The following is a 22148-nucleotide window of genomic DNA, read 5'->3' as shown; positions in this document are numbered from 1 at the left end:
CCATTGACCGATCGGGCAAACTGTAGCCACCTCAGCTTTTGTATCGCGTGCCTGATGTCCTCCATACGTCCCCTCATCCCGCTCCTGATCACCGCCGGCATCCTGCTCGGCGGCAACGGCCTGCAAAGCACCTTGATTGCGCTGCGCGGCGCGCAGGAGGGCTTTCCGGCGTCGACCATCGGGTTGATGGGCACGGCCTATTTCATGGGCTTCCTGCTCGGTTGCCTTTTCATCTCGCGCATCATGAAGGCCGTCGGCCACGTCCGGGCTTTCGCGGCACTCGCCGCCATTGCCGCCTCGGCAACGCTGACGCTGGTGCTCGTCATCGACCCGGTGATGTGGTCAGTGATCCGCTTTGCCACCGGCTTCTGCTTCGCCGGGCTGTTCACCGTGATGGAGAGCTGGCTCAATTCCGGCGTCTCCAACCATGACCGCGCCCGAATTCTGGCCATCTACCGCATCATCGACATCGGCTCGGTGACCGGTGCGCAGTTCATGATCCCGGTCTTCGGCGCGGGCGGGTTCACCATCTTCGCCATCATGTCGATAATGATAACGCTGTCGCTGGTGCCGGTCTCGCTTGGCGACCGTTCCAATCCGACGCCGCCGGAAGACGTCAAGCTCGACCTCAAGCGCGCCTGGCAGATCTCGCCGCTTGGCAGCATCGGCTGCATCTTCGTCGGCGTCACCAACAGCGCCTTTCGCACCTTGAGTCCGATCTATGCCGAGCAGATCGGCCTGTCGGTCACCGACGTCGTCACCTTCGTCAGCGTCGGCATCATCGGCGGCGCGCTCGTCCAGTATCCGCTCGGCTACATGTCCGACCTGTGGGATCGCCGTAAGGTGCTGCTCGTCACGACAGTCGGCGCGATGGCCTCAGCGTTGATGCTGGTGTTTCTCGCCGGCGAATCGCCATTGGCCAATTTCGTGTTTGTCTTCATCTTCGGCTCATTTGCCATGCCGCTCTATTCGCTGTCGGCGGCCCACGCCAATGACCGCGCCGAAAAGGGTGAGTTCGTGCTGATCAACGCCGCCTTGATGTTGTTCTACTCTGTCGGCGCCATCGCGGGGCCGTTGGTGGCCTCGATCGTGATGGAGCAGTTTGGCCCGCATTCACTGTTCAGCTTCAGTGCGGCCGTCTACCTCGTGTTCGTGGCGGTCATCATCTACCGCATGGGCTCGCGCTCGCCGGTTCCGGCCGGCCACCGCGGCCGTTTCATTGCTCTGCTGCGGACATCGCCCATTTTCGCCCGGCTTGCCGGCCGAAATGGTCCCTCCAACGGCACAGATGACGGCTAGACATCCCCATCAGACGTGCAAGTGCTTGACGAAAGGGCGCCCGGCTGAAATGGAAAGATAACGCGTTCTGATAAAAGCAATATTATGCATGTAATAACGACCCAGGACGAACTCGAAACCGTCGTTGCCGCTCTCGAAAAATCCAACTTCGTCACGGTAGACACCGAGTTCATTCGCGAAACCACTTTCTGGCCCGAGCTCTGCCTGATCCAGATGGCAGCACCCGGCGTTTCCGCGTTGGTCGATCCTCTGGCGCCAGGCCTCGATCTCAAGCCATTCTTTGCACTGATGGCCAACGAAGCGGTCACCAAGGTTTTCCATGCCGCCCGTCAGGACATCGAAATCGTCTTCCACCTTGGCGGGCTGATCCCGCATCCGGTGTTCGACACTCAGGTCGCGGCCATGGTCTGCGGTTTCGGCGACAGCGTCTCCTACGAGCAGATCGTCCAGAAGATCACCGGCGGGCGCATCGACAAGTCGTCGCGCTTCACCGACTGGCGCCACCGGCCGCTGTCGGAAAAGCAGCTCGATTACGCTCTCGCCGACGTCACCCACCTGATCGACGTCTATCAGCATCTCGTCGCCGAGCTTGAGCGCGAAGGTCGCGCGCACTGGCTCAACGAAGAGATGGAGGTGCTGACCTCACGCGAGACCTACGACCCACATCCCGAGGACGCCTGGAAGCGGCTCAAGATGCGGCTGCGCAAGCCGCAGGAGCTTGCCATCGTGCAGGCGGTGGCCGCCTGGCGCGAGCGCGAGGCGCGCGAACGCAACGTGCCACGCGGGCGCGTGCTCAAGGACGACGCGATCTACGAAGTCGCCCAGCAGGCGCCACGCGATGCAGTAGGCCTGTCACGGCTGCGCACCACGCCAAAGGGTTGGGAGCGGTCGTCATCCGCTACGGCGCTGCTAACTGTCGTCAACGCAGCGCTCGACATGCCGCGCGAGCAGATGCCCAAGCTGCCCAAGACATTTCAGCCGCCGGAAGGCTCGAGTGCTGCCTCCGAGTTGCTCAAGGTGCTTTTGCGCCTGGTATCGGAAAAAGAAGGCGTCGCGCCCAAGGTGCTGGCCTCTGGCGACGACATCGACCGCATCGCCGCCGAAGGCGAGGCCGCCGACGTCCCTGCCCTTCAGGGCTGGCGCCGATCGGTGTTCGGCGAAGCTGCGCTGAAACTCGTACGTGGCGAACTCGCCATACGCTTCGACAAGCGCAAGATCGCGGTGTTCGAGGTCGAGGCCTGAAGGGCACGGGCCTGATTGACCAGGCCCGCCCTTTGTTCGGCAGTTAGACCGCGCCTGCGAGATGCAGTGCAAACCAGATCCACAGTAGCGCCAGCAGCAGCGCGCCCAGAATGAAGGCCCTGCTGCGAAACTTGACCCTGTTGCTGGTCAGGTGAAACCAGGCGTGCGCATAGCGCGTGGTCACGAATAGCCACGCCAGCACGAGCGCGACGTAAGAAACGCCCGATGTCACATAGAGCGACAGGCAAACGGTGTAGAACAGCACCGGCAATTCGAACTGGTTGATGATGTTGTTAGCAGCGGTAACGCTGGATTCGGGCTCGGCTGTGCGCGTCTTGAACTGATTGACACGTGCTTCACCCGAGCGAACTGCATGCCTGCGTCGGGCTGAAAGTACGGCATAGACGATGTAGACCAGCAGGACCTGCGCAAGCAGGGGCCAAAAAATGGCGGCCTGGTTCATAAGCATTACCTCAAGCAAATCGATAAAATCACAAGATTATCCGCCACAACACTTCATTCTGATTAATGGAGAGTTTACTGGCGAGGGCGAGACTGGGCGTGAAGCATTGTCCCATGATCGGCCAAACATGATGCTGCCTGCAACCGCCAACTTCTCAACGACAAGCTGGCGCATGGTCTCCGACATGGCTGTGAAGCGCGGCAACCGGTCGCCGGTTTTCAGAATCGGGCTGGCCAGCGTCAGCGACAGCAACGCCGGAAAGATCAAGTCGAACGTCAGATAGTGCCAAACGAGAATGATCTCGGCGCCGAGGCGCCCGAGCGCGGCAACCCAGGCAAAACCCTCGCTCTAGGAGACCCCCTGGAAACGCAGATCGAGCGACGGCAAGCCGCCGCTCAGACTGCGGAAATAGAAGAACTCCGCTGCGTCATCACCGCGAATACCGCCGCGGTGGCGAAGCTCAGCGCGACGGCGTGACGCCGCAGCCGCACAATCGTCTGGCTTACATGCCGCCGGGATAGTTCGGGCTTTCGCGAGTGATGGTCACGTCATGGGCGTGGCTCTCGCGCAGGCCGGCATTGGAGATGCGCACGAAGGTGGCGCGCTCGCGGAAGTCCGCCAGGTTGCGACCGCCGACATAACCCATCGCGGCCTTCAGGCCACCCGCCAACTGGTGCAGGACGCCGCCAACAGGGCCCTTGTATGGCACCTGGCCCTCGATGCCCTCGGGCACCAGCTTGAGTGTGTCGCGAACCTCGGCCTGGAAGTAGCGGTCGGCCGAGCCGCGCGCCATCGCCCCGACCGAACCCATGCCGCGATAGGCTTTGAACGAGCGGCCCTGGTGCAGATAGACCTCGCCCGGGCTTTCCTCGGTGCCGGCAAGCAGCGAGCCGATCATCGCAGCGCCTGCGCCGGCGGCCAGCGCCTTGGCCAGATCGCCCGAATATTTGATGCCGCCGTCGGCAACGACCGTGACGCCGGACTTCTGGGCAGCCTCGACGGCCGACATGATGGCCGAAAGCTGCGGCACGCCGACACCTGCGACGATGCGCGTGGTGCAGATCGAACCCGGTCCGATGCCGACCTTGACGGCGTCGGCGCCGGCATCGATCAGCGCCTGGGCGCCGTCGGCGGTGGCGACGTTTCCGGCCATGATGCGGACCGAGTTGGAAATCTTCTTGGCGCGGGCGACAGCGTCGAGCACGCGCTGCGAATGGCCATGCGCGGTATCGATGACGAGCAGGTCGACGCCGGCGTCGATCAGGCGCTCGGCGCGCTCGAAGCCGTCATCGCCAACACTGGTGGCGGCGGCTGCCCGCAGGCGCCCCTGCGCGTCCTTGGAGGCGTTCGGGTTGAGCTGCGACTTCTCCATGTCCTTGACGGTGATGAGGCCGACGCAATTGCCGTGCTTGTCGACGACGAGCAGCTTTTCGATGCGGTGCTGGTGCAGCAGGCGCTTGGCCTCGTCCTGCTCGACCGTCTCCTTGACGGTGATCAGGTTCTCGCGCGTCATGAGCTCGTAGACCTTCTGCGCCGGGTCGGAGGCAAAGCGCACGTCGCGATTGGTCAGGATGCCGACCAGGCGACCGGTCTTCTGGCCACCGGTGCCACCATTTTCGACGACCGGGATGCCCGAAATGCCGTGCGTGCGCATCAAGGTCAGCGCATCCGCCAGCGTGGCGTCCGGGCCGATGGTGACCGGGTTGACCACCATGCCCGATTCGAACTTCTTGACCTGGCGGACCTGTTCAGCCTGTTCGACCGGGGTGAAGTTGCGATGGATGACACCGATGCCGCCAGCCTGGGCCATGGCGATGGCGAGGCGAGATTCTGTCACCGTGTCCATGGCCGCCGAAATGATCGGCACGTTGAGGTCGATATCGCCGGCAATGCGCGTGCTGATGTCGGTTTCGCCGGGCATGACCTCCGAATGGCCGGGCTGCAGCAGCACGTCGTCAAAGGTCAGCGCCAGAGCGCCGGTGGAGGATTCAATGATTTTTGCCATGGCCAACCTCGGAATGCGTGAAAGGACGCTGGAACCATTGGTATGCAGCGTCGACTCGTCTTTTCCCTTTCAGGATTGGCGCTGGCTGGTACCACGTCTTCGAAGCGATGAAAAGTGTGCCATCAAGGCCAATCGACGCAGCCGTGGACTGCGGGACTTGCGCCGTCTCATATTCTCGGCAAGGTGCAGAAAAGATGAGATGCAGCCGCAAATTGCAGGGGTGCGACGCGAGCCTTTCACCTTTGCCGGCACGACCCGCGAATGTTTCGGTATCTGGATCGTCAACGTTCAGCGTCGAGCTGATTCACAGGGCGGGGCGTGACCCGGCAGCCATCGCGCGCTTCTTCGAACTCCTGCGCGACAAGCTCGGAGACAGTGGCGGAACCGACTTTTTTTGCCGACACATCCAGCGACACCGGAACGCGTCGACGAGACCTTGCGTTATGCCCGCGAGGTCGGCGGTTCGAACTGACTGGCCTTGAGAAGCGTCAGGTCCTGGCAAAGGACAGACCGGTGCATTCATGCTAACGCTCGAAAACGGCTGAGTTGCAGCGGCCGCGACTTCATGCCGGACGCTTTCGTGAACAGAACCACCCCGCTGATCCTTGCCGTCGCCCTGTTCATGGAAAACATGGACTCAACGGTCATCGCCACCTCGTTGCCGGCGATCGCCACCGACATCGGCACGAGCCCCATCGCGCTCAAGCTGGCGCTGACTGCCTACCTCGTTTCGCTCGCCATCTTCATCCCGATCAGCGCCTGGATGGCCGACCGTTTCGGCGCCAAGCTCGTCTTCCGCGTGGCGATCGGCGTGTTCATGCTCGGCTCTATCGCCTGCGCCATATCAGGCTCGCTCGGCGAGTTCGTGCTGGCGCGATTCCTGCAAGGCATGGGCGGATCGATGATGACGCCGGTGGCGCGCCTGGTGCTGGTGCGCACCACGGAAAAGAGCGGGCTGGTCGCGGCCATGGCGACGCTGACCATTCCAGCGCTTGTCGGCCCATTGATCGGCCCACCGGTCGGCGGCTTCATCACCACCTTCTTTGCCTGGCACTGGATCTTCCTGATCAACATTCCGATCGGCGCGATCGGCATCTGGCTTTCCGGTCGCTTCCTGCCCGAGATACCACCCGAAGCGACACGGCCGATCGACGTGCCCGGCTTCTTCCTTTCGGCGATTGCAGCATCAGGCGTCGTCTTCGGTCTGTCGGTGGTCAGCCTGCCGGCGCTACCGCCGATCATCGGCGCCGTCACCATCGTGATCGGCCTTGCAGCCGGGCTGCTCTATGTCCGCCACGCCCGCACCGCGCCCTACCCGTTGCTTGAACTCAAGCTGTTTTCCAATCCTGTTTTTCGTACCGCCATTTTCGGCGGGTCGCTGTTTCGCGTCGGCGTCGGTGCATCTCCCTTCCTCTTGCCACTGCTGTTCCAGCTCGGCTTCGGCCTGTCGCCGTTCCAGTCGGGCATGATCACCTTCGCCACCGCCGCGGGCGCGCTGTCGATGAAGTTCGTCGCGCCGAGGATCTTGCGAACGGTGGGCTTTCGTACCGTGCTGGTGATCGCGTCAGTGGTGTCGGCCGGCCTGATGGCCGCCAACGCGCTGTTCACGCCGCAAACGCCTTACCTGGTGATCCTGGCGGTGCTGTTCCTGGCAGGCTTCCTGCGCTCGCTGTTCTTCACGTCGTCGAATGCGCTGGTGTTCGCCGACATCGAGGCGGCACAAAGCGGCCAGGCCACCGCGATTTCGGCGGTGGCGCAGCAGACCTCCGTGGCGCTGGGTGTTGCAGTCGGCGGCGGTGCGCTCGAAATCTGGTCGCTGGGCACCGGCCAGGCGATCGGCGGCGCCGGCTTTACCTTCGCCTTCCTGACAGTTGGCATGATCGCGCTGTTGCCGGCCTTCATGTATGCGCGCATGGCACCCGATGCCGGCAAGGCCATCTCCGGTCATCGCCTGTCGCAGAATACGGCAGACGAGCCGCAGCAGCTATGAAGCTTCGGGCTCGCTCTTACCCTTGAAGTCCTTGGCGAGCAGATAGAGCTCGGCCGATTCGTCACGCGACGCCGGTGGCTTGACGTGATGGACGGTGCGGAAATTCTTCTTGAGCAGGTTCAAAAGATCGGCTTCGGTCCCGCCCTGGAACGTCTTGGCGAGGAAGTGACCGCCCGGCTTCAGCACTGAAATGGCGAAATCGGCGGCAACCTCGCACAGATGCATGGTGCGGATATGGTCGGTGCGGCGATGCCCGGTCGTCGGCGCCGCCATGTCGGAGAGCACCAGGTCAGGCGCGCCACCAAGCGCCTCGGTCAGGCGTGCCGGGGCGTCGTCGTCGAGGAAATCCATCAACAAGACAGGGGCGCCTGGAACAGCGTCCATTTCGAGATAGTCGATGCCAACGACATGCGGGTTCTCGGCCGTCGAGTTGGTGCGGGCTGCCGCTACCTGGCACCAGCCGCCGGGCGCCGCACCCAGATCGATGATCTTCATGCCAGGCTTGAGCAGATGGTGCTTGTCGTCGATCTCGATCAGCTTGTAGGCCGCACGCGAGCGGTAGCCATCGGCCTTGGAACGCTGGACGTAAGGGTCGTTCATGTGGCGCTCGAGCCAGCGGCGCGACGATTCCTTGAGCCCGTGTTTCTTCTTGATCTTGGTGCGCAGCACGCGCGTGGCGCCCGCCGCAACTCCAGGCTTTGTTGGTTTCTTGGTCATATGCGCTGTCCGTTCCGCCAGTTGCGGCGCCATACGCCGTCGTCGGCCATCAATTCGCTCAAAATACCCTCGCGCAAGCCGCGATCGGCGACACGCAGCCTTTCCGACGGCCAGACCGCGCGAATGGCCTCAAGGATGGCGCAACCCGCCAGAACGAGGTCGGCCCGGTCGGCGCCGATGCAAGGGTTTGCCACGCGCTGGTTGAAATCCCAGCCGAGCACCTTTTCGACCATTCGGTCGACGCTGGTGCCATCCATCCACAAACCATCGACGCGGCGGCGGTCGTAGCGGTCGAGTTCGAGATGCACACCGGCCAGCGTGGTCACTGTGCCCGAGGTTCCCAGCAAATGGAACTTCGGGCTCGACACGATATGGCTGAGGCGGTCGCGCCCGTCAAACGAGCGCAGGCGGGCAGCCACATCCTCGACCATCGCGGCAAAGATCTCTCGTGTCACCGTGCGGCCACCGAAACGTTCGGCAAGCGAAACCACCCCGACCGGAAGCGATGTCCACGACACGATGTGATTCGCCAGCCGCGGCGAGCGGTGGCGCGAGACATCGATCAAAGCGATCTCGGATGAGCCGCCGCCAATATCGAACAGCACCACGCCGTCGGTATCGCGCTCGACCAGCGAGCCACAGCCGGACACGGCAAGCCGCGCCTCGGTCTGTCGGTCGATGATCTCGAGCTTCAACCCCGCCTCGCGTTCGACGCGGTCGATGAACTCCGCGCCGTTTGCCGCCGTGCGACAGGCTTCGGTGGCGATCAGGCGCGCCTTCTTGATCTTGCGGTTGCGCAGCTTGTCGCTGCAGACCTTGAGTGCCTCGACCGCGCGGTCCATGGCCGGCTGGCCAAGACGGCCCGAGGCCGACAGCCCCTCGCCCAGCCGCACGATGCGCGAGAAAGCGTCGATGACACGGAACTGCCCGGGCCGGCCGGGCACGGCAACAAGCAACCGGCAATTGTTGGTGCCGAGGTCGAGCGCTGCAAAAACCGGCAGCTCCGAGGTCGGCACGCGACGCGCCTGCTCGGCCTGCTCCGGCGTTGCCGCAGGGCTTGGTCTTGCCGGAGGTGTATTGGGCTTGAGCGAGGGCGGGCTGGCCGTTTCAGCCTGTCCGCCACCAACCACTGGCAACACGCCGTCACGTGCAAAAACCTTGCGGCCGCGACGGCGCTTGCGCCTTTTCCTGGTCTTTGCCTTGTGTTGCGCAGCGTCCCCTTGGCCGTGACCGTTGACCGGTCGTGCGGCGGCCTGACGGCCCTTTTGGGATCGGCCAGCGCCTTGACGCGACGGCCCATCCCCGGAGACACCCGCATCCGACGCGTCAGCGCCGGGCTCGCGGTCCTTCACCTTGCAACTTCCTTCTGGCGCCGCGCGAACCTTTTCGGACGCTGCACGCGCATCTCATCTTGTGTTGGCACCAGACTATCAGCGCGAGGCCGGATCACCAAGGCCCGCATGTCGCGAATTTTGGCCCGTGCTCGTCGCCCCCGGCCGTTTCCCTGGCGAAAACCGCGGCTCGGGTTGAATAGCCGGCTTCGATGAGGCAAAGCTGACAATCCAGCCGGTCATGCGAGCGGACGCATAGCCACAAAAAGAGGTACTGAGACGCCAGACCGAAAGGAGCGGGCAAGCGCTGCCGCATGAGAATCAAGGACTACATCTGGCCCGTCATCGGGCTCGGCGCCGTCGCCGTTTCTGCCTGGCTGCTCTACCACGAGTGGCGTGAAATCTCCCTCGACGATGTCTGGGCCGGCCTGACCGCCATTCCCGTGCATGGATGGCTGCTGTCGGCCCTCAGTTCGATCGTCGCCTACGCCGCGCTTGCCGGCTATGACCACATCGCGCTTCTGCATCTCGGCAAACGGGTGTCGTGGTTCTTCGTCACCGTCTGCTCCTTCACCACCTATGCGCTGTCGCACAACATCGGCGGCTCGGTGTTTTCGGGCGCCGTCATCCGTTACCGCGCCTATGCCACCAAGGGGCTGAGCGGCCAGGATGTCGGGGTTCTGGTCGGTATCTGCTGGTTCACCTTCGTGCTGTCGAGCGTGTTCGTCGGGGCGGTCGTGATTTTGCTCGAACCGGGCCTGCTCGACCGCTACACCGAAGGCAGCCACGAGGGCTGGTGGATCGCGCTCGGCATCGCCATGCTGCTCAGCGTTGCCGCCTATATCTTTGGCAGCTGGCTGCATCTCAAGCCGCTCGCCATCCGCAGCTTCCGCCTGCATTACCCGGCGCTGCCGATCGTCGCACGCCAGCTGATCATTGGACCGCTGGAAATCCTGGCTGCGGCCGCGATCATCTATTTTGCCCTGCCCGCAGAAAACAACCCGGGCTACCTGATCGTGCTCGGCATCTTCCTGTTCTCTTTTGCGGTGGCACAGGCGTCGCACGCACCGGGCGGCCTGGGCGTGCTCGAGGTGGTCTTCCTCACCGGCCTGCCGGAAATGGACCCGGCCACGGTTCTCGCGGCACTGCTGGTTTTCCGCCTGTTTTATCTCATCATTCCGCTCATCCTCGGCATTGTCGCGGTGCTTGCGTTCGAGCATTCGCAGTTCGGACGCAGCGGCAAGCAGGACGAAGCCTGAAAACCGAAATTGCCGCTGCCGATGGGGTTGACTATTTCCCGGCGGCGGCTAAAAGGCGCGCACCGGCGGCGTTGTCGAGACAGCGCCGCGGCCGAACCAAAAATCGGCCCTGCTGGGGAATAGGTTAACGGTAGACCCACGGACTCTGACTCCGTTAGTCCTGGTTCGAATCCAGGTTCCCCAGCCAACACGCCTTCCAAAAGCTTTGAAATCCGCGGGATTGATGACCTTTCGTAGGGTCATCGTTCATGTCGAATCGGCCTTCCGCAAGTGGTGCCCACAACTGATGTCCAGAGCTGGTGTCCACCCGGCTTGGAGGAGTGGAGCACGGGCGGATGGGACTGCGCAGGCATCAGATTGAAAACCTGGTCCTAAGGGGACGAGTCTTCTACTGGCGCGCCCGCGTTCCCGTCGGTTTCGCGGAGTCGACCGGAAACGGCCGGCTTTCACTGAGCCTTAGGCTCTCGGACCGTAAGAAGGCATCCGTGGTGGCGCGGCCTGCACCGTGTTGGGTCTGGTCGATCCCGCCAACCCAGCCCGTGTCGGCAATCGCAAGGCGCTGGCCGAGTGTCTTGTCGGAAAAGACGCGCCTGCGCACCAAGCAGAACCTCATTGCCGCCTTGGAAAGCGCCGGCGTACCGGGCGGGCCGATCAATACCGTCAAAGAGGCCATTGCGGCCCCACAGGTCCTAGCCCGCGGTCTGAAGATCGAACCGGAAGGCCTGCTTGGGCTGCGCACTCCTATCCGGTTTTCGCGAAGTCCGCTGGTGCTGGACAAGGCAGGGCCGATCCTCAGCGGCTGCATTTGGGAATTTGCTGCGAGGGAAGGAGAAGAACGTTAAGAATGAGCATGCGTCGGCCCCGCCAGGTGGAAACCGCGATACTTCCTAGAATAGCTCGTCCCCAAACGGGCGACCGCCGATATGGTTAGTAGCCGTTCGCTGAGAATGTCCGCAACGGGGGGCCGAGAGCAGAACGGCAACTTCCGGTGTTCTCTTGCGGGTTGCGGACATCAAGTTTGGCGCAAACCGTACCGTATGCTGATATTTCAGCCCAGCAGCACCGACACCGGTAACGGCACACAGCGCAGAACGAGGCAGATTGGCAGGCACGATCTATCGGGTATGCGCAAATTCCCGCGCAACGGCCTTCACCAGCGATAACGAAGGACGCCCTTTCCGGCATAACTTGTCGACACATCCGAGAATTCACCCTCGAACGTCCCGGCGAGCGAGAGGCCATTGCGCCAGGCAAACTCGGCCGAGGCGCTGACCAGCGCCGCATTGTCGCTTTGCACCGCGCCGTTGACGACGAAGCCGGCGCCGGGTAACGCTTGGAAGCTCGCCGCGACAGCATTGCCCGGGTTGAAGTCGTGCGCCCAGGCCGCGCGCCCGCGCAGGGTCAGCGCCATGTCGTCATGGGTGAACGTACGGTCGAGTCGCACACCCAATTCAGTGCGCGTCGCCGTCACATCCCTGGCCGCATAGCTGAGCCCGAATATGCTCGTGCCTTGCTCGGCGTAGCCAGGCATGAAGATGCCGGTGACCTGGCCTGCCACGTAAGGCGTCACGCCCAGCGCCGGCATCGCGTGGCGATAACCCGCCTCGATGCGGCCGGATACCGTGCTCGTAGCGAAGTTCGCCCGCAGCGACAGCGCATCGCTGCCGAGGCGCTCGGTGGTCACGTCTTGCCAGCCATAGGCGAGCGCACCCGTCACGTAGCCCGACCCCATCTGATGACGGACGAACGCGCCCGCCTGGAACATATCCGAGTTCCCCGAGCCCTGGCCGCCCGCAATGTCGAAGCTGGTGCCGCCCCCTGCCACTGCAAAGCCGATCAGCGTGTCGGGCGAGAGGCCATAATCGGCGCCAACCGCCATGCCGTAGGCCTTGCTCGTCGCCGTGTTGGAACCGGTGTCGACGTTGCCGTCCGTGGTCCGCGCGCCGCCGAATCCTGCCGCCCACCAGCGTTGGTCAAAGCGCGAAGGCTGAAGCGGCGCCGCTTTGTTGGGTGCCGCCAGCGCGGCGTCGATACCCGTTTGCGCCGGGGTCGGGCGCACTTCGCCATAGGCCAAAGGCGCGCCGCCGCCCGGAGCGACGACGCCGCGTTGGCCGATGAAGGGATCGGTCAGCAGGCCGACGAACAGGTTCATCGCTTCGAACGTCGCCTGCCGCGTGCCGGTCGCCACTTCCCCCGAAGCCTGCGCCAGCCCGGCCGCGGTCAGGCCGCCGAAGGCAATCGGAATGCTGCCGGTGCGATCGAAATGATCGGCCAGCGCGTTGGCGACGCTCCGCTGGTTGCTGGTGAGGCCGGAGCCTGGCGGCTGCGAGAAATCAAGTTCGAGATCGAGATAGGCGTTGGTGGCATCGTAGGAGAGCGACGACGCGAACGTTGCCGGCAGGTTGGTGTTGGCGATCGAACCGAACGTCCCACTGACGCCGGTGTCCGAATGAACGATCGTGTATTGCTTGGCGACATTGGCGCCGAGCGCGAAGCTCGCCGCGACATTGGCACCGCCGAGGGTGGCGGTTCCGCTGACATTGACGCGGTCGGCCGTTGCCGGGGCGATCTGGACCGCATAGGTGGCGCCTGCCATGAAGGTCAGGTCTCCGTCGACCGTCAGCGTGCCGATCGCATTGCCCGGCGACAGCGTGCCGTTCACCACGGTCGTGCCGACAGTGCCGGAGCCCAGCAGCGTCGCGCCGCCGGCGACGCTCAGCGCGCCCCCAAGCGTACCATTGACGGCCAGCGTTCCGGCCGAGACGGTGGTTGCGCCGGCAAAGGCGGCGCTGTTGCCGGTGAGTTCGGTCCTGCCGCTGCCGATCAGGTCGAGCGCGCCATTGCCCGAGATCACACCTGAGAAGGTGATGTTGTCGGAACGGTCGAAGGCCAGCCGGCCGAGATTGACGACGTCTCCGGCAATCGAACCGGTGGTGCCGCCGGCGCCGATCCGCAGCGTGCCGCTGCTGACGACGGTGCCGCCGGCGTAGCTGTTTGCGCCGGTCAGGACGAGCGTTCCGCTGCCGAGCTGTTCGAGGCTGCCTGTCCCCGAGACCACGCCGCCAAACGTCACCAAGTCGGAGCGGTCGAAGGAGAGCGCGCCATTATTGGCGACGTTGCCGACGATCGCACCTGTCGTGCCGCCGCCGCCGATGCGCAGTTCGCCCGCGTCGATGAAGGTGCCGCCGACATAGCTGTTGTCGGCGGTCAGGCGCGTGACGCCGCCGCCGATCTGGCGGACGCTGCCAGTGCCTGACATGACGCCGGCGACATCCGCCGTGCCGGAACGATTGACGACCAGCACGCCGTTGTTCGACACGTTGCCGACGACCGTGCCCGTGACGCCGCCATTGCCGAGTTGCAGCGTGCCGCCTGTTATGGTGGTGCCGCCGGTGTAGCTGTTGGTCCCCGTCAGGACGAGCGTGCCGCCGCCGGCCTTGACGAGGCCTGTGCCGGTGCCATCCTGGATCACCGAGCCGATCGTCGCCTCGACGCCGGTGTCGATGTTCAGCGTTCCCTGGCTGCCGCTCGCCGGAGCGATGGCCAGCGCGCCGCCATTGAGTTCGTAGCCGGTGGTCGAGAACTGCAGCGTATCGAAATCATGGGTGCCGACGACAGTGACGGCACCGCCGGCGGCGCCAGCAAACACCCCGACCGAGCCGCGCCAGTTGTCGTTGATGTCGGCTTGTCCGGGTTCGCCGGTCCAGTTGGTGTTGGTAGCGCTCCAGGTGCCGGCGCCACCGTCGACGATGCCGTTGCCGGTAATATCGGTGCCATCCCAGAACCGCATCGTCTGGCCGGTGCCGAGCACCGCGAGGTTGACCTGGTTCTGCACCGACATGCGCAACTCGCCCGTAACAGGCGTGAACCCGCCGGTGCCGTTGATGTCGACATTGTCGAAGTCACCGGAGAGGCTGCCGCCGTAATTGTAGAGACGATAGTAGCCCGCGGAAGCCACGCGTGCGTCGAGCGTGCCGCCAAGCGAGAGGTCGTTGGTGACCTTGACGAGATCGTTGCCCGCGCCGCCGACGATGCCGGGCGCATTCAGTTCGAAGATCGAGGTCGAGCCGGCATTCAGTGTCAGGGCACCGACAGTAAGCGTGCCGGGGCTCGCGCCTGCCGCCAGGGTCGCGCCATTCCCGACGGTCACGTCACCGGTCAGCGTGCCGGTGCCCGACAGCGTGGCGCCCATTGCCACGTCGACGGATCCGCCGAGTTTGCCGTCGACGGCCAATGTGCCGGCCATGACCTGGGTGGGCCCTGAAAACGCCGCGCTGTCTCCGGTCAGCGTGACCGCGCCGGCGCCGGTCTTCGTCAAGTCGCCGCTGCCCGAGAGCTGGCCTGCATAGGAGCCGCCATTCGCCTGATCGAACTGGAGCGCGGTGCCGTTGCCGACATCGATGTTGCCGTTAAGGCTCGTCGTGTCGCCAACCAGCGAGCCGCCGGCAAGCGTGATGCCGCCAAGGGAGGTGTTGGCGCCACGCAGCGTGAGAAGGCCGGCCCCGGTTTTGGTGAGCGCGCCGGCCCCGCTGACGCCGCCCGAGCTGGTGACGCTGGCGCCCGCCCCCGTCTCGATCGTGCCGCCGCCCGCGCCGAGCACGATGCTCCGGCTGCTCGAGATGGCACTGCCGGCATTCAGCAGCGTGCCGCCGTTGAAGGTCAGCGCACCGCCTGTGGCGCCGAGGTTCGCGTCACTGGTGATCGACAGCTTGCCCTGGGACAGGGTCCAGGCCGTCACCGCCGTCGTGGTGCCGGTCAGGGTCCAGGTGCTGGTGCCGGCCTTGTCCAGGATGCCAAAGCCGCGATACTGGGCGGCGGCGCCGACAGAGGAAACATCGAAGCTGCTGTCCGTCGCACCCCCGATTGCCAGCGTGTCGCTGCCGCCGCCGACCACATTGCCCTGGATCACCGAACCGGCCCGCAGCTCCAGCCGGTTGTCGTTGCCGCTGAACCTGATTGCATCGTTGCGCCCGCCGGCGCTGTCGACCCGGAAGCCGCCGGCGATCGTGCCGGCATTGATGATTGTCGCGCCGCCGCCCGCGGCAATGCCGATGCCGCCCTGGCCGGCATTGAAATAGCGATCCTGATAGGAGCTCCGGCCGCCATTGCCGCCACTGACGATGCCGGTGTTGATGACCGTGCCCGTGCCGGTGATGACGATGCCGCCACCACCGCCGCCGCCGCCGGAGGAGCCCCCGAAAGCGGACTCACCGCCATTGCCGCCCTGGATCGTTGCCGCGGTGGTCAGCACAGCTGTTCCCGACAGGACAATGCCCGCGCCGCCGCCGCCACCGCCGGCGAGCCCGGCGGCGCCGATGCCGCCATTGCCGCCGGTGATTGTCGCGGCGCCGAAAAGCGTGTCGGAGGAGACGGTTGTCGCGGCACCGCCGCCGCCGCCGCCGCCGCCATTCGTGCGGCTGCCGCCACCGCCGCCGCGCCCTTGGCTCTCGATGCCGCCGCCACCGCCGCCGCCGGCGCCGCCTAAGCCACCGCCGCCATTGCCGCCGCCAAACCCGCCATTGCCGCCATTTCTCGCGTTGACGCCTCCGGCGCCACCGCCGACCGGCCCGGCGCTGCCTTGCCCATCGCTGCCCAGCCCGCCGTCGTTCAGCCCGGGACTGCTGCCCAGCCCGCCTGCCGACCCGGTTCCGTTCTGCCCGTCGGCGCCGACGATGACCTGCGCGGCACCCGTCGTTGCGGTTGCCGCCAGGAGCAGAAGCGCCAGCGGCAGCGCGGTGCTGGTCCTGAGCAGGCCCAACCGGCGGCGTCCCGACGTCTCAGGCATCAGCCAATGTGCTGCCAAACCAGCAGATGCGAACATGTCGGATTCCCCCAAGCCTCAAATGTCGATGACGCCTGCGTTTTGCACGACCGTGCCCCCCAGGATTCGTTTCGCGAACTTATCGAGGCGGTCTTGGCCGTAAAGCCGAGAGGGTAAGAATGAGAGTGGATGTCAAAAAATGGAGACGCCTTGCAAACTCCATCCCGCCAAGCCATCCTGTTGTATCAACAGAACAATGGAGACGGCAGTGGAGCCACCGGCAGAGCACGTACGGGGCGCGATGCCTGCCAAGTTCCGCCTCGACGTCTCTGTTACCCCTGACAACACGCGCGAATTCGAGCTCTGGCGCAGTGGTATATCTCCGCTCTACTTGGTGGATGCGTGCGATGCGCGCGCGCGGACCTCCTTCGGGGCTGAAATGACGAGCTACCAGTTTGCCGACATTGCCGTCGCACTGGGTACGTCCTCGGCAGCCACCTACAAGCGCACCACAAAGACCATTGCGCAGAGCGGGATCGATACTATCTGCCTGCTGCTGTATGCGGACGGTGGATGTGACCTCGACCTCGAGGGCCGCTCGGTCGAGGTTCGGCCCGGCGACGTGTGCCTTCTGGACATGACAAGGGCAAACGCATTGCGGGCGCCGGGCTTCAAATCTCTCACTGTCATGCTGCCGCGAACATTGATCACGCCGTTTCTGGCCGATCCCGACGGTTTGCACGGACAGGTTCTGCCGAAATCCGCTCCGCTCAACACCGTGCTGGCAAGCCATTTGTGGACCTTGTTGGCGCAGGCACCGGCGCTCAGCGTGCCGGATGTCCGTGCAGCAGGGCGTGCGATCGCGGCGATGGTCGCCGCGTTCGCCGGAGCGTCCGCCGATGGTCGAAATTCGATTGCGCGGGCCGCCGTCGTCGTCTCGTTGCAGGCCGCCCGACGGATCGTCGAGACGAACCTTCAAAACCCGGCACTTGGACCCGAATTCCTCTGCCAGCAACTCGGCGTGTCCAGGGCGAAACTCTACCGGCTGTTCGAGCCGCTGGGCGGCGCCAGCCACTTTATCCAGCAACGCCGGATGAGGCAGGCTTATCACGATATCATCGACCCCGCGTGCCGGCACGAGCGCGTCGGGGAGATTGCCGCTCGCTACGGTTTCAGCAGCATTTCGGTCTTTAGCCGGGCATTCCGCCAGGCATACGGCGCATCGCCTTCGGAACTTCGCGACGGATTCTGGCGAACCGGGAACGCCGAGCCTGGATTGTGCGGCGACAGTGTTTTCGAAACCATGAACCGCTGGTTGCTAGGCACCGAAACGGTCCGTCGATCAGTGCTTTGATAGGTCGTCGATTCATGCAGGCAGCGGCATCGATCCGATGCGATGCACGCCACGAGTGAGCGGTCGTTGTAGATGTAACTGCCCGGCCTGTATTCGGTCAACAATGGGCTAGAGCTGAATTGGCTCAAGGATTTCGACAGCAGACAGTCCGGTTTCGAGCCTCTGATGTGGGATAGCTGCCGGCAAAAAGCGCGTCGATCCCAGAGGTCGCAATTACGTACCGCAGAATGTCTGCAGGACGCGCTCTTCGTCTGCTGGTGGCCGCGCGTATTCCTCCATCTCGGGCTGCTCGTCGAACGGGCGCGCCAGGACGGCGAGCAGGCTATGGAAAGGGCCAAAATCGCCTTCATCGGTGGCGGAGGCGATGGCAGCTTCGACACGGTGATTGCGTGCTATGTACTTCGGGTTCACTGTGCGCATCCGAGCAGTGCGGTCGGCTGCATTCTCCGGCTCGAGAGCCAGCCGTTCGCGCCAGCGCGAAGCCCAGCCATCGAAAGCAGTAGGGTCGATGAAGTGGTTGCGTACTCGGCCGGCGCCGTCGACCCCATGAGCGAGATCGCGAAATGTAAGGGTGAAATCCGCCGCGTTGCGCGCCATCAGGTCAAGCAGTCCGGCAGCAAGGTCAAGGTCGCCCGGCTGTTCGGTAAACAGCCCGATCTTGTGGCGCATGCCTTCATGAAACGCAGCCTCGTAGCGTGCCTGGAACGATCCGATCGCCGCTTTCGCCTGCTCAAAGCCCTCATCGTCTCCGCCTGCTTCGCTTCCCAGAATGGGCAGCAGCGCTTCGGCCAGTCGCGCCAGGTTCCAGACGGTGATGCGCGGCTGGTTTGCAAACGCGTAGCGGCCTTGATGGTCGATGGAACTGAACACAGTCGCCGGATGATAGGCGTCCATGAACGCACATGGACCATAATCGATCGTGTCGCCAGAAATTGCGACGTTGTCGGTATTGAGAACGCCGTGGATAAAGCCGACCAGCATCCACTGCGCCACCAGCTTCGCCTGCGCTGCTACAACGGCATTGAGGAACCCAAGGTAGCGACCTGGGACTTCGGCGAGATGCGGATAGTGCCGCGCAATTGCGTAGTCCGCTAACGCCCTCAAGCCGTCGATGTCTTCCCGTACGGCAAGGTACTGGAACGTGCCGACGCGGATGTGGCTGGCGGCAACGCGCGCTATCAGCGCTCCGGGAAGCCTGGTCTCGCGGTAGACGTGCTCGCCAGTGGCAACCAGCGATAGGGTTCGCGTGGTTGGGATGGCGAGTGCGTGCATCGCCTCGCTGACGATGTACTCGCGCATCATCGGTCCGAGCGCAGCGCGCCCATCGCCATTGCGGGAAAACCGGGTCGGACCGGAGCCCTTCAATTGAATGTCGCGCAATTGGCCGCTGGTATCGAGCAACTCTCCGACGAGGACGGCACGACCGTCGCCAAGCTGCGGCACGAAGTTGCCGAACTGGTGACCCGCATAGGCTTGGGCGATGGGGCGCACGTCTGCGGGGAAGCGGTTTCCGGCCAGCATTTCGATGCCGTCAGGACTACGCAACCAGCCGATGTCGAGGCCTAGTTCCGTCGCCAGTGTTTCATTCAGTTCAACCAGACGCGGTGTCGAAACCGAGGATGGATCCGGACGGGCGTAAAGCCGTTCGGGGAGGTCGGCGGCATAGGTGTGTTGGAACCGGGGACTGCGCATGACATCTCGGGGCTTGTTCAGGTTACCAGCTAAATAGGGATGCCGCGGGTCGCGGACCAACAATTTGAGAGGGGCTGTTTTCTGATATTGGCATCCAGCCAGCAAGCTGCTGTCAGTTGTCGCCGTAGCGCCATTCCATATCCAGAAGGAAGCGAGCGGCCGAGGGTCTGATGCGTACTCTTGACGTAGTCCTCGTTCTGGATCCCCAAGGGAGGACCAACGACTCCGAAGTCAGCATTCTCGCCAATGCCAGCGAGAACTGATAGTTCTGGGCTCTATGAACACGCTCGGTGTGATCTCAGATACTCACGGCCTTCTGCGCGAGGACGCTGTTGCGCTTCTCCAGGGCGTCGACCACATCGTCCATGCGGGCGACATTGGAAACCCCGCCATCATCGAGAGATTGGAGCGTGTTGCGCCAGTCTCGGCAATTCGCGGCAATGTCGATGTCGAGCCGTGGGCGTCTATGTTTCCAGATACCCTTCAAGTGACGCTGTTCGGGCAGAAGATATTCGTGATCCACGACCGAAAGGATATGACGTTTGCTCCAGCCGTGATGGGCATCAATCTCGTGATTTCTGGTCATTCGCATCGTGCCAGTATCGAGAGCTGCGATGACGCTATTTATCTCAACCCGGGCAGTGCAGGCCCGCGCAGGTTCAGGCTGCCCATCACCTTGGCAATGGTCCAGATCATCCACGGGCGAATGGTGCCCAAAATTTACGAGATTGCCTCAGATCTTCGCTGAAGCCGTCAGCATGTCTGACAAGGGGCCGATTCCGGACCGGCAACTTCAGGGTAACAATCGTCAAAAGCGGACGCTCGAGTTGACTTCAGAAATGTTGTCATCTGCCACTTAGTGGACTTACAGTTTGCGGCCCGTAGCAGGCCCCCTGGTATTATTGGTAGTGTAGGAAATTATGCGCATTCGGTCGGCGATTATCGATGACTACGAGGCGCTTTGCGCCATCGATTCCGTTGCTGAGACGAGCCTGGAGCGCCGTGATCAAATTCGCAAGTGGCTCGGATCGGCGTGCTGTCATGTTGCTGAGACAAATGGCCGGGTAGCCGCTTACGGCGTGCTGACAAAGCACTTCTTTGGCCAGCCTTTTGTCGAGATGGTGATGGTGGGCCGAGAATTCCGTCGTCAGGGATTGGGCGCTTCGATCGTCAAGCATTTCCAATCGATTATCCCTGACCGGAAACTATTCAGCTCCACCAACATGTCCAACAGACCAATGCAGATGCTGTTTGCTAAGTTGGGCTTCAGCCCGAGCGGATACGTCGACAACCTTGATGAAGGTGATCCGGAGATCATTTTCTACCACGCCGCCCCTGAGCGGGAGTAGCACGGGCTTCCGTTTTCTACCCCGTTTGAGAACATTCCGTTTCGGGGCCGTTTGTAGACGGTCTGCTTCCAGCCCAAAAACACTCGAAAGCAGACATTTTTCCGTGGCTGGATTCGCTCAGTGAAGGGGATACTCGATACAGCTTATTCGCACGGCGCCAACAAGAATGGTGATCGGAATGCTGAAGCGAGCGCACTAGACCGAAGGGAGGCCTCGAGCGGTGACCTGCGTTCGGACCTCGTCGATTCGCGTCTGCGCGAGCCGCACTTTCATAATTCAGGTCGTCGACCTCGAATGACTTGGCGACCGTGTTGTCGATCCCTTGCCGTGGCGTTTTGGACGGCGTGAGGTAGAGAGCCGTCGTCTTGGATAGCGGTGTTCGCAGGCCCGATCCCAGATCCGACTTCTCGTGCAGAACGGCTGCGTCGCCCAGAATGAAGCCGGCATTCGCATCAGTCCTGATCTGCCAATTCAAGCCGAGGAGCACGTTGCGGATGATGTCGCGGCCCTTTGGGTCGCGAATGAGATCGGTGAACGGTAACTCGGGGATGTTCGTCCCGGGAACCGGCAGTGCGTTTACCGAGATGGGGAACCTCGAACGCACTGCCGGCTGACGCCTGGAGTTGGGATCACGCGGCGCGCCGGGAGTGGTAGCGCGCCGCGGAAAACCAGGCGTTTCTTTGCGACTGGGTCAGGAGGCCAAGGCATCAACGCGTGTTGCCGCAACCTCCGCCTCCAGCAGAGCTGATCGCTTGCCGCGGTGGAGATCCTTGGCAAACACGCATGCCGCATCGTGTCCCGGGGACAGCTTCAAAGCGGGCGGCACCTGCTGCTTGCAGTCATCGACCGCCATGGGGCAGCGGGTTCGGAACCTGCAGCCTGACGGTGGATTGGTAGGGCTCGGCACCTCACCCACCATCAGCGGGACCTTGCGCTGTCTCTCGGCGATGGGATCGGCCTCGGGCACCGAGGCCAGCAGCATCTGCGAGTAGGGATGGCTCGGATGGTCGTAGAGCTCCTGCGACGGGCCATGCTCGACGATCTTGCCGAGATACATGACATAGACGCGCGAGGCTGCCTGCCTGACGAGTTCGAGGTCGTGGGCGATGAACAGGCAGGCCACGCCCAGGTCTTTCTGCAGCCGCAGGAACAGGTTCATCACCTGGGCCCGGATCGAAAGGTCCAGCGCGCTGACCGGTTCGTCGCAGATCAACACCCGTGGATTGACCGCAAGGGAGCGAGCAATGGCAACGCGCTGGCGTTGGCCACCGGAAAGCTCGCGCGTATGGCGGTCCTTCACGACATCGGCGAGGCCGACCTGGTCGAGAAGCTCCTTGGTGCGGCGGTCGCGGTCGGCCCTGGACTTGAGCCCGTCGATCTGCAGGGCTTCGTCGATGGTTTCCCCGACTGTCTGGCGATCGTTGAGGGACGAATACGGATCCTGGAACACGTATTGCAGCGCCCTGCGGCTGTCCCGGAGAGCCGAGCCCGAAAGCGTGCTGAGGTCGACGCCATCGAGCAGCACACGTCCGGCGGTTGCCTTCTCGAGCCCGACGATGGTGCGCCCGAGCGTCGACTTCCCGCAACCAGACTCACCGACCAGGCCAACGATTTCACCCGGATAGAGTTCGATGGAAACGTCGTCGACCGCATGCACAAACTTGCCGCGCTGGACGCTCTTGAACC

Annotated in this window: 17 protein-coding genes, 1 tRNA gene and 1 pseudogene; 12 read left to right on the top strand and 7 right to left on the bottom strand. The window is 63.5% G+C overall.

Annotated elements, in window-relative coordinates; genetic code table 11:
- Window positions 1-42 precede the first annotated feature (42 nt).
- Window positions 43-1299 (top strand): MFS transporter, encoded by a 1257-nt coding sequence (locus J1C56_RS00090; protein WP_420797360.1) that lies wholly within the window; start codon window positions 43-45, stop codon window positions 1297-1299.
- A gap of 84 nt (window positions 1300-1383) precedes the next feature.
- Window positions 1384-2541, top strand: a complete 1158-nt coding sequence (gene rnd, locus J1C56_RS00085; RefSeq protein WP_214385002.1) for a ribonuclease D — start codon at window positions 1384-1386, stop codon at window positions 2539-2541.
- A 43-nt stretch (window positions 2542-2584) separates the two neighbouring features.
- Here the strand turns inward: rnd and J1C56_RS00080 are convergent, their stop codons facing one another.
- Entirely contained in the window at window positions 2585-3004 is a 420-nt protein-coding gene (locus J1C56_RS00080) for an MAPEG family protein (RefSeq protein WP_214385001.1), read from the bottom strand.
- Here J1C56_RS00080 and J1C56_RS00075 point away from each other — a divergent pair.
- Window positions 2988-3287, top strand: coding sequence for a hypothetical protein (locus J1C56_RS00075; protein WP_214385000.1), 300 nt, complete (start codon window positions 2988-2990; stop codon window positions 3285-3287). The two genes, J1C56_RS00080 and J1C56_RS00075, sit on opposite strands and share 17 nt — an antisense overlap.
- 219 nt (window positions 3288-3506) lie before the next feature.
- Here the strand turns inward: J1C56_RS00075 and guaB are convergent, their stop codons facing one another.
- The gene (gene guaB / locus J1C56_RS00070) at window positions 3507-5009 is read right to left on the bottom strand and encodes an IMP dehydrogenase (protein WP_214384999.1); all 1503 of its coding nucleotides are present in this window, start codon (window positions 5007-5009) and stop codon (window positions 3507-3509) included.
- On the opposite strand from guaB, the gene J1C56_RS00065 reads away from it, so the two are divergent.
- A complete protein-coding gene (locus tag J1C56_RS00065; protein WP_214384998.1) occupies window positions 4996-5331 on the top strand; it encodes a DUF898 domain-containing protein in 336 nt (111 codons plus the stop codon). The two genes, guaB and J1C56_RS00065, sit on opposite strands and share 14 nt — an antisense overlap.
- A gap of 258 nt (window positions 5332-5589) precedes the next feature.
- Complete coding sequence (locus J1C56_RS00060; RefSeq protein ID WP_214384997.1) at window positions 5590-6999, top strand: MFS transporter; 1410 nt, start codon at window positions 5590-5592, stop codon at window positions 6997-6999.
- Here J1C56_RS00060 and J1C56_RS00055 read toward each other — a convergent pair.
- Together J1C56_RS00055 and J1C56_RS00050 are read right to left on the bottom strand one after the other, a co-directional pair.
- Window positions 6994-7716, bottom strand: coding sequence for an RlmE family RNA methyltransferase (locus tag J1C56_RS00055; RefSeq protein ID WP_214384996.1), 723 nt, complete (start codon window positions 7714-7716; stop codon window positions 6994-6996). The two genes, J1C56_RS00060 and J1C56_RS00055, sit on opposite strands and share 6 nt — an antisense overlap.
- Window positions 7713-9068: a Ppx/GppA phosphatase family protein gene (locus J1C56_RS00050; RefSeq protein ID WP_214384995.1), complete on the bottom strand. Its 1356-nt coding sequence runs from the start codon at window positions 9066-9068 to the stop codon at window positions 7713-7715. The genes J1C56_RS00055 and J1C56_RS00050 overlap by 4 nt, the downstream gene beginning before the upstream one ends.
- Before the next feature lie 293 nt (window positions 9069-9361).
- Between J1C56_RS00050 and J1C56_RS00045 the strand changes: the two genes are divergently transcribed.
- The 4 genes and pseudogenes from J1C56_RS00045 (at window position 9362) to J1C56_RS00035 (ending at window position 11148) form a co-directional block, all read left to right on the top strand.
- On the top strand, window positions 9362-10306 hold the full coding sequence (locus J1C56_RS00045) for a lysylphosphatidylglycerol synthase transmembrane domain-containing protein (RefSeq protein ID WP_214384994.1): 945 nt from the start codon (window positions 9362-9364) through the stop codon (window positions 10304-10306).
- Between the two features lie 113 nt (window positions 10307-10419).
- Window positions 10420-10493 (top strand) — tRNA-Gln (locus tag J1C56_RS00040).
- Window positions 10494-10641: 148 nt separating this feature from the next.
- Window positions 10642-10746: pseudogene (locus J1C56_RS33405) on the top strand (hypothetical protein); the annotation flags it as partial.
- Window positions 10747-10878: 132 nt separating this feature from the next.
- Window positions 10879-11148 (top strand): CoA transferase, encoded by a 270-nt coding sequence (locus J1C56_RS00035; RefSeq protein WP_246591028.1) that lies wholly within the window; start codon window positions 10879-10881, stop codon window positions 11146-11148.
- 308 nt (window positions 11149-11456) lie between these two features.
- Here J1C56_RS00035 and J1C56_RS00030 read toward each other — a convergent pair whose 3' ends face one another.
- Window positions 11457-16127 carry an autotransporter domain-containing protein gene (locus J1C56_RS00030; protein WP_275945128.1) on the bottom strand — a complete coding sequence of 1557 codons (4671 nt, stop codon included), beginning with the start codon at window positions 16125-16127 and terminating at the stop codon, window positions 11457-11459.
- Window positions 16128-16368: 241 nt separating this feature from the next.
- On the opposite strand from J1C56_RS00030, the gene J1C56_RS00025 reads away from it, so the two are divergent.
- A complete protein-coding gene (locus tag J1C56_RS00025; RefSeq protein WP_214384992.1) occupies window positions 16369-17421 on the top strand; it encodes a helix-turn-helix domain-containing protein in 1053 nt (350 codons plus the stop codon).
- A 213-nt stretch (window positions 17422-17634) separates the two neighbouring features.
- Here J1C56_RS00025 and J1C56_RS00020 read toward each other — a convergent pair whose 3' ends face one another.
- Complete coding sequence (locus tag J1C56_RS00020; protein ID WP_214386586.1) at window positions 17635-19113, bottom strand: protein adenylyltransferase SelO; 1479 nt, start codon at window positions 19111-19113, stop codon at window positions 17635-17637.
- A gap of 277 nt (window positions 19114-19390) precedes the next feature.
- Between J1C56_RS00020 and J1C56_RS00015 the strand changes: the two genes are divergently transcribed.
- A complete protein-coding gene (locus J1C56_RS00015; RefSeq protein ID WP_214384991.1) occupies window positions 19391-19861 on the top strand; it encodes a metallophosphoesterase family protein in 471 nt (156 codons plus the stop codon).
- A gap of 172 nt (window positions 19862-20033) precedes the next feature.
- Window positions 20034-20462: a GNAT family N-acetyltransferase gene (locus J1C56_RS00010; protein ID WP_214384990.1), complete on the top strand. Its 429-nt coding sequence runs from the start codon at window positions 20034-20036 to the stop codon at window positions 20460-20462.
- Window positions 20463-21153: 691 nt separating this feature from the next.
- Here J1C56_RS00010 and J1C56_RS00005 read toward each other — a convergent pair.
- A partial coding sequence (locus J1C56_RS00005) for an ABC transporter ATP-binding protein (protein WP_214384989.1) occupies window positions 21154-22148 on the bottom strand: 995 nt, incomplete at its 5' end.

It is taken from the genome of Aminobacter anthyllidis (assembly GCF_018555685.1).
Lineage (GTDB): Bacteria > Pseudomonadota > Alphaproteobacteria > Rhizobiales > Rhizobiaceae > Aminobacter > Aminobacter anthyllidis.
Note: the sequence above shows the minus strand (reverse complement) of the source record. Positions and strands in the feature narration are given on the sequence as shown.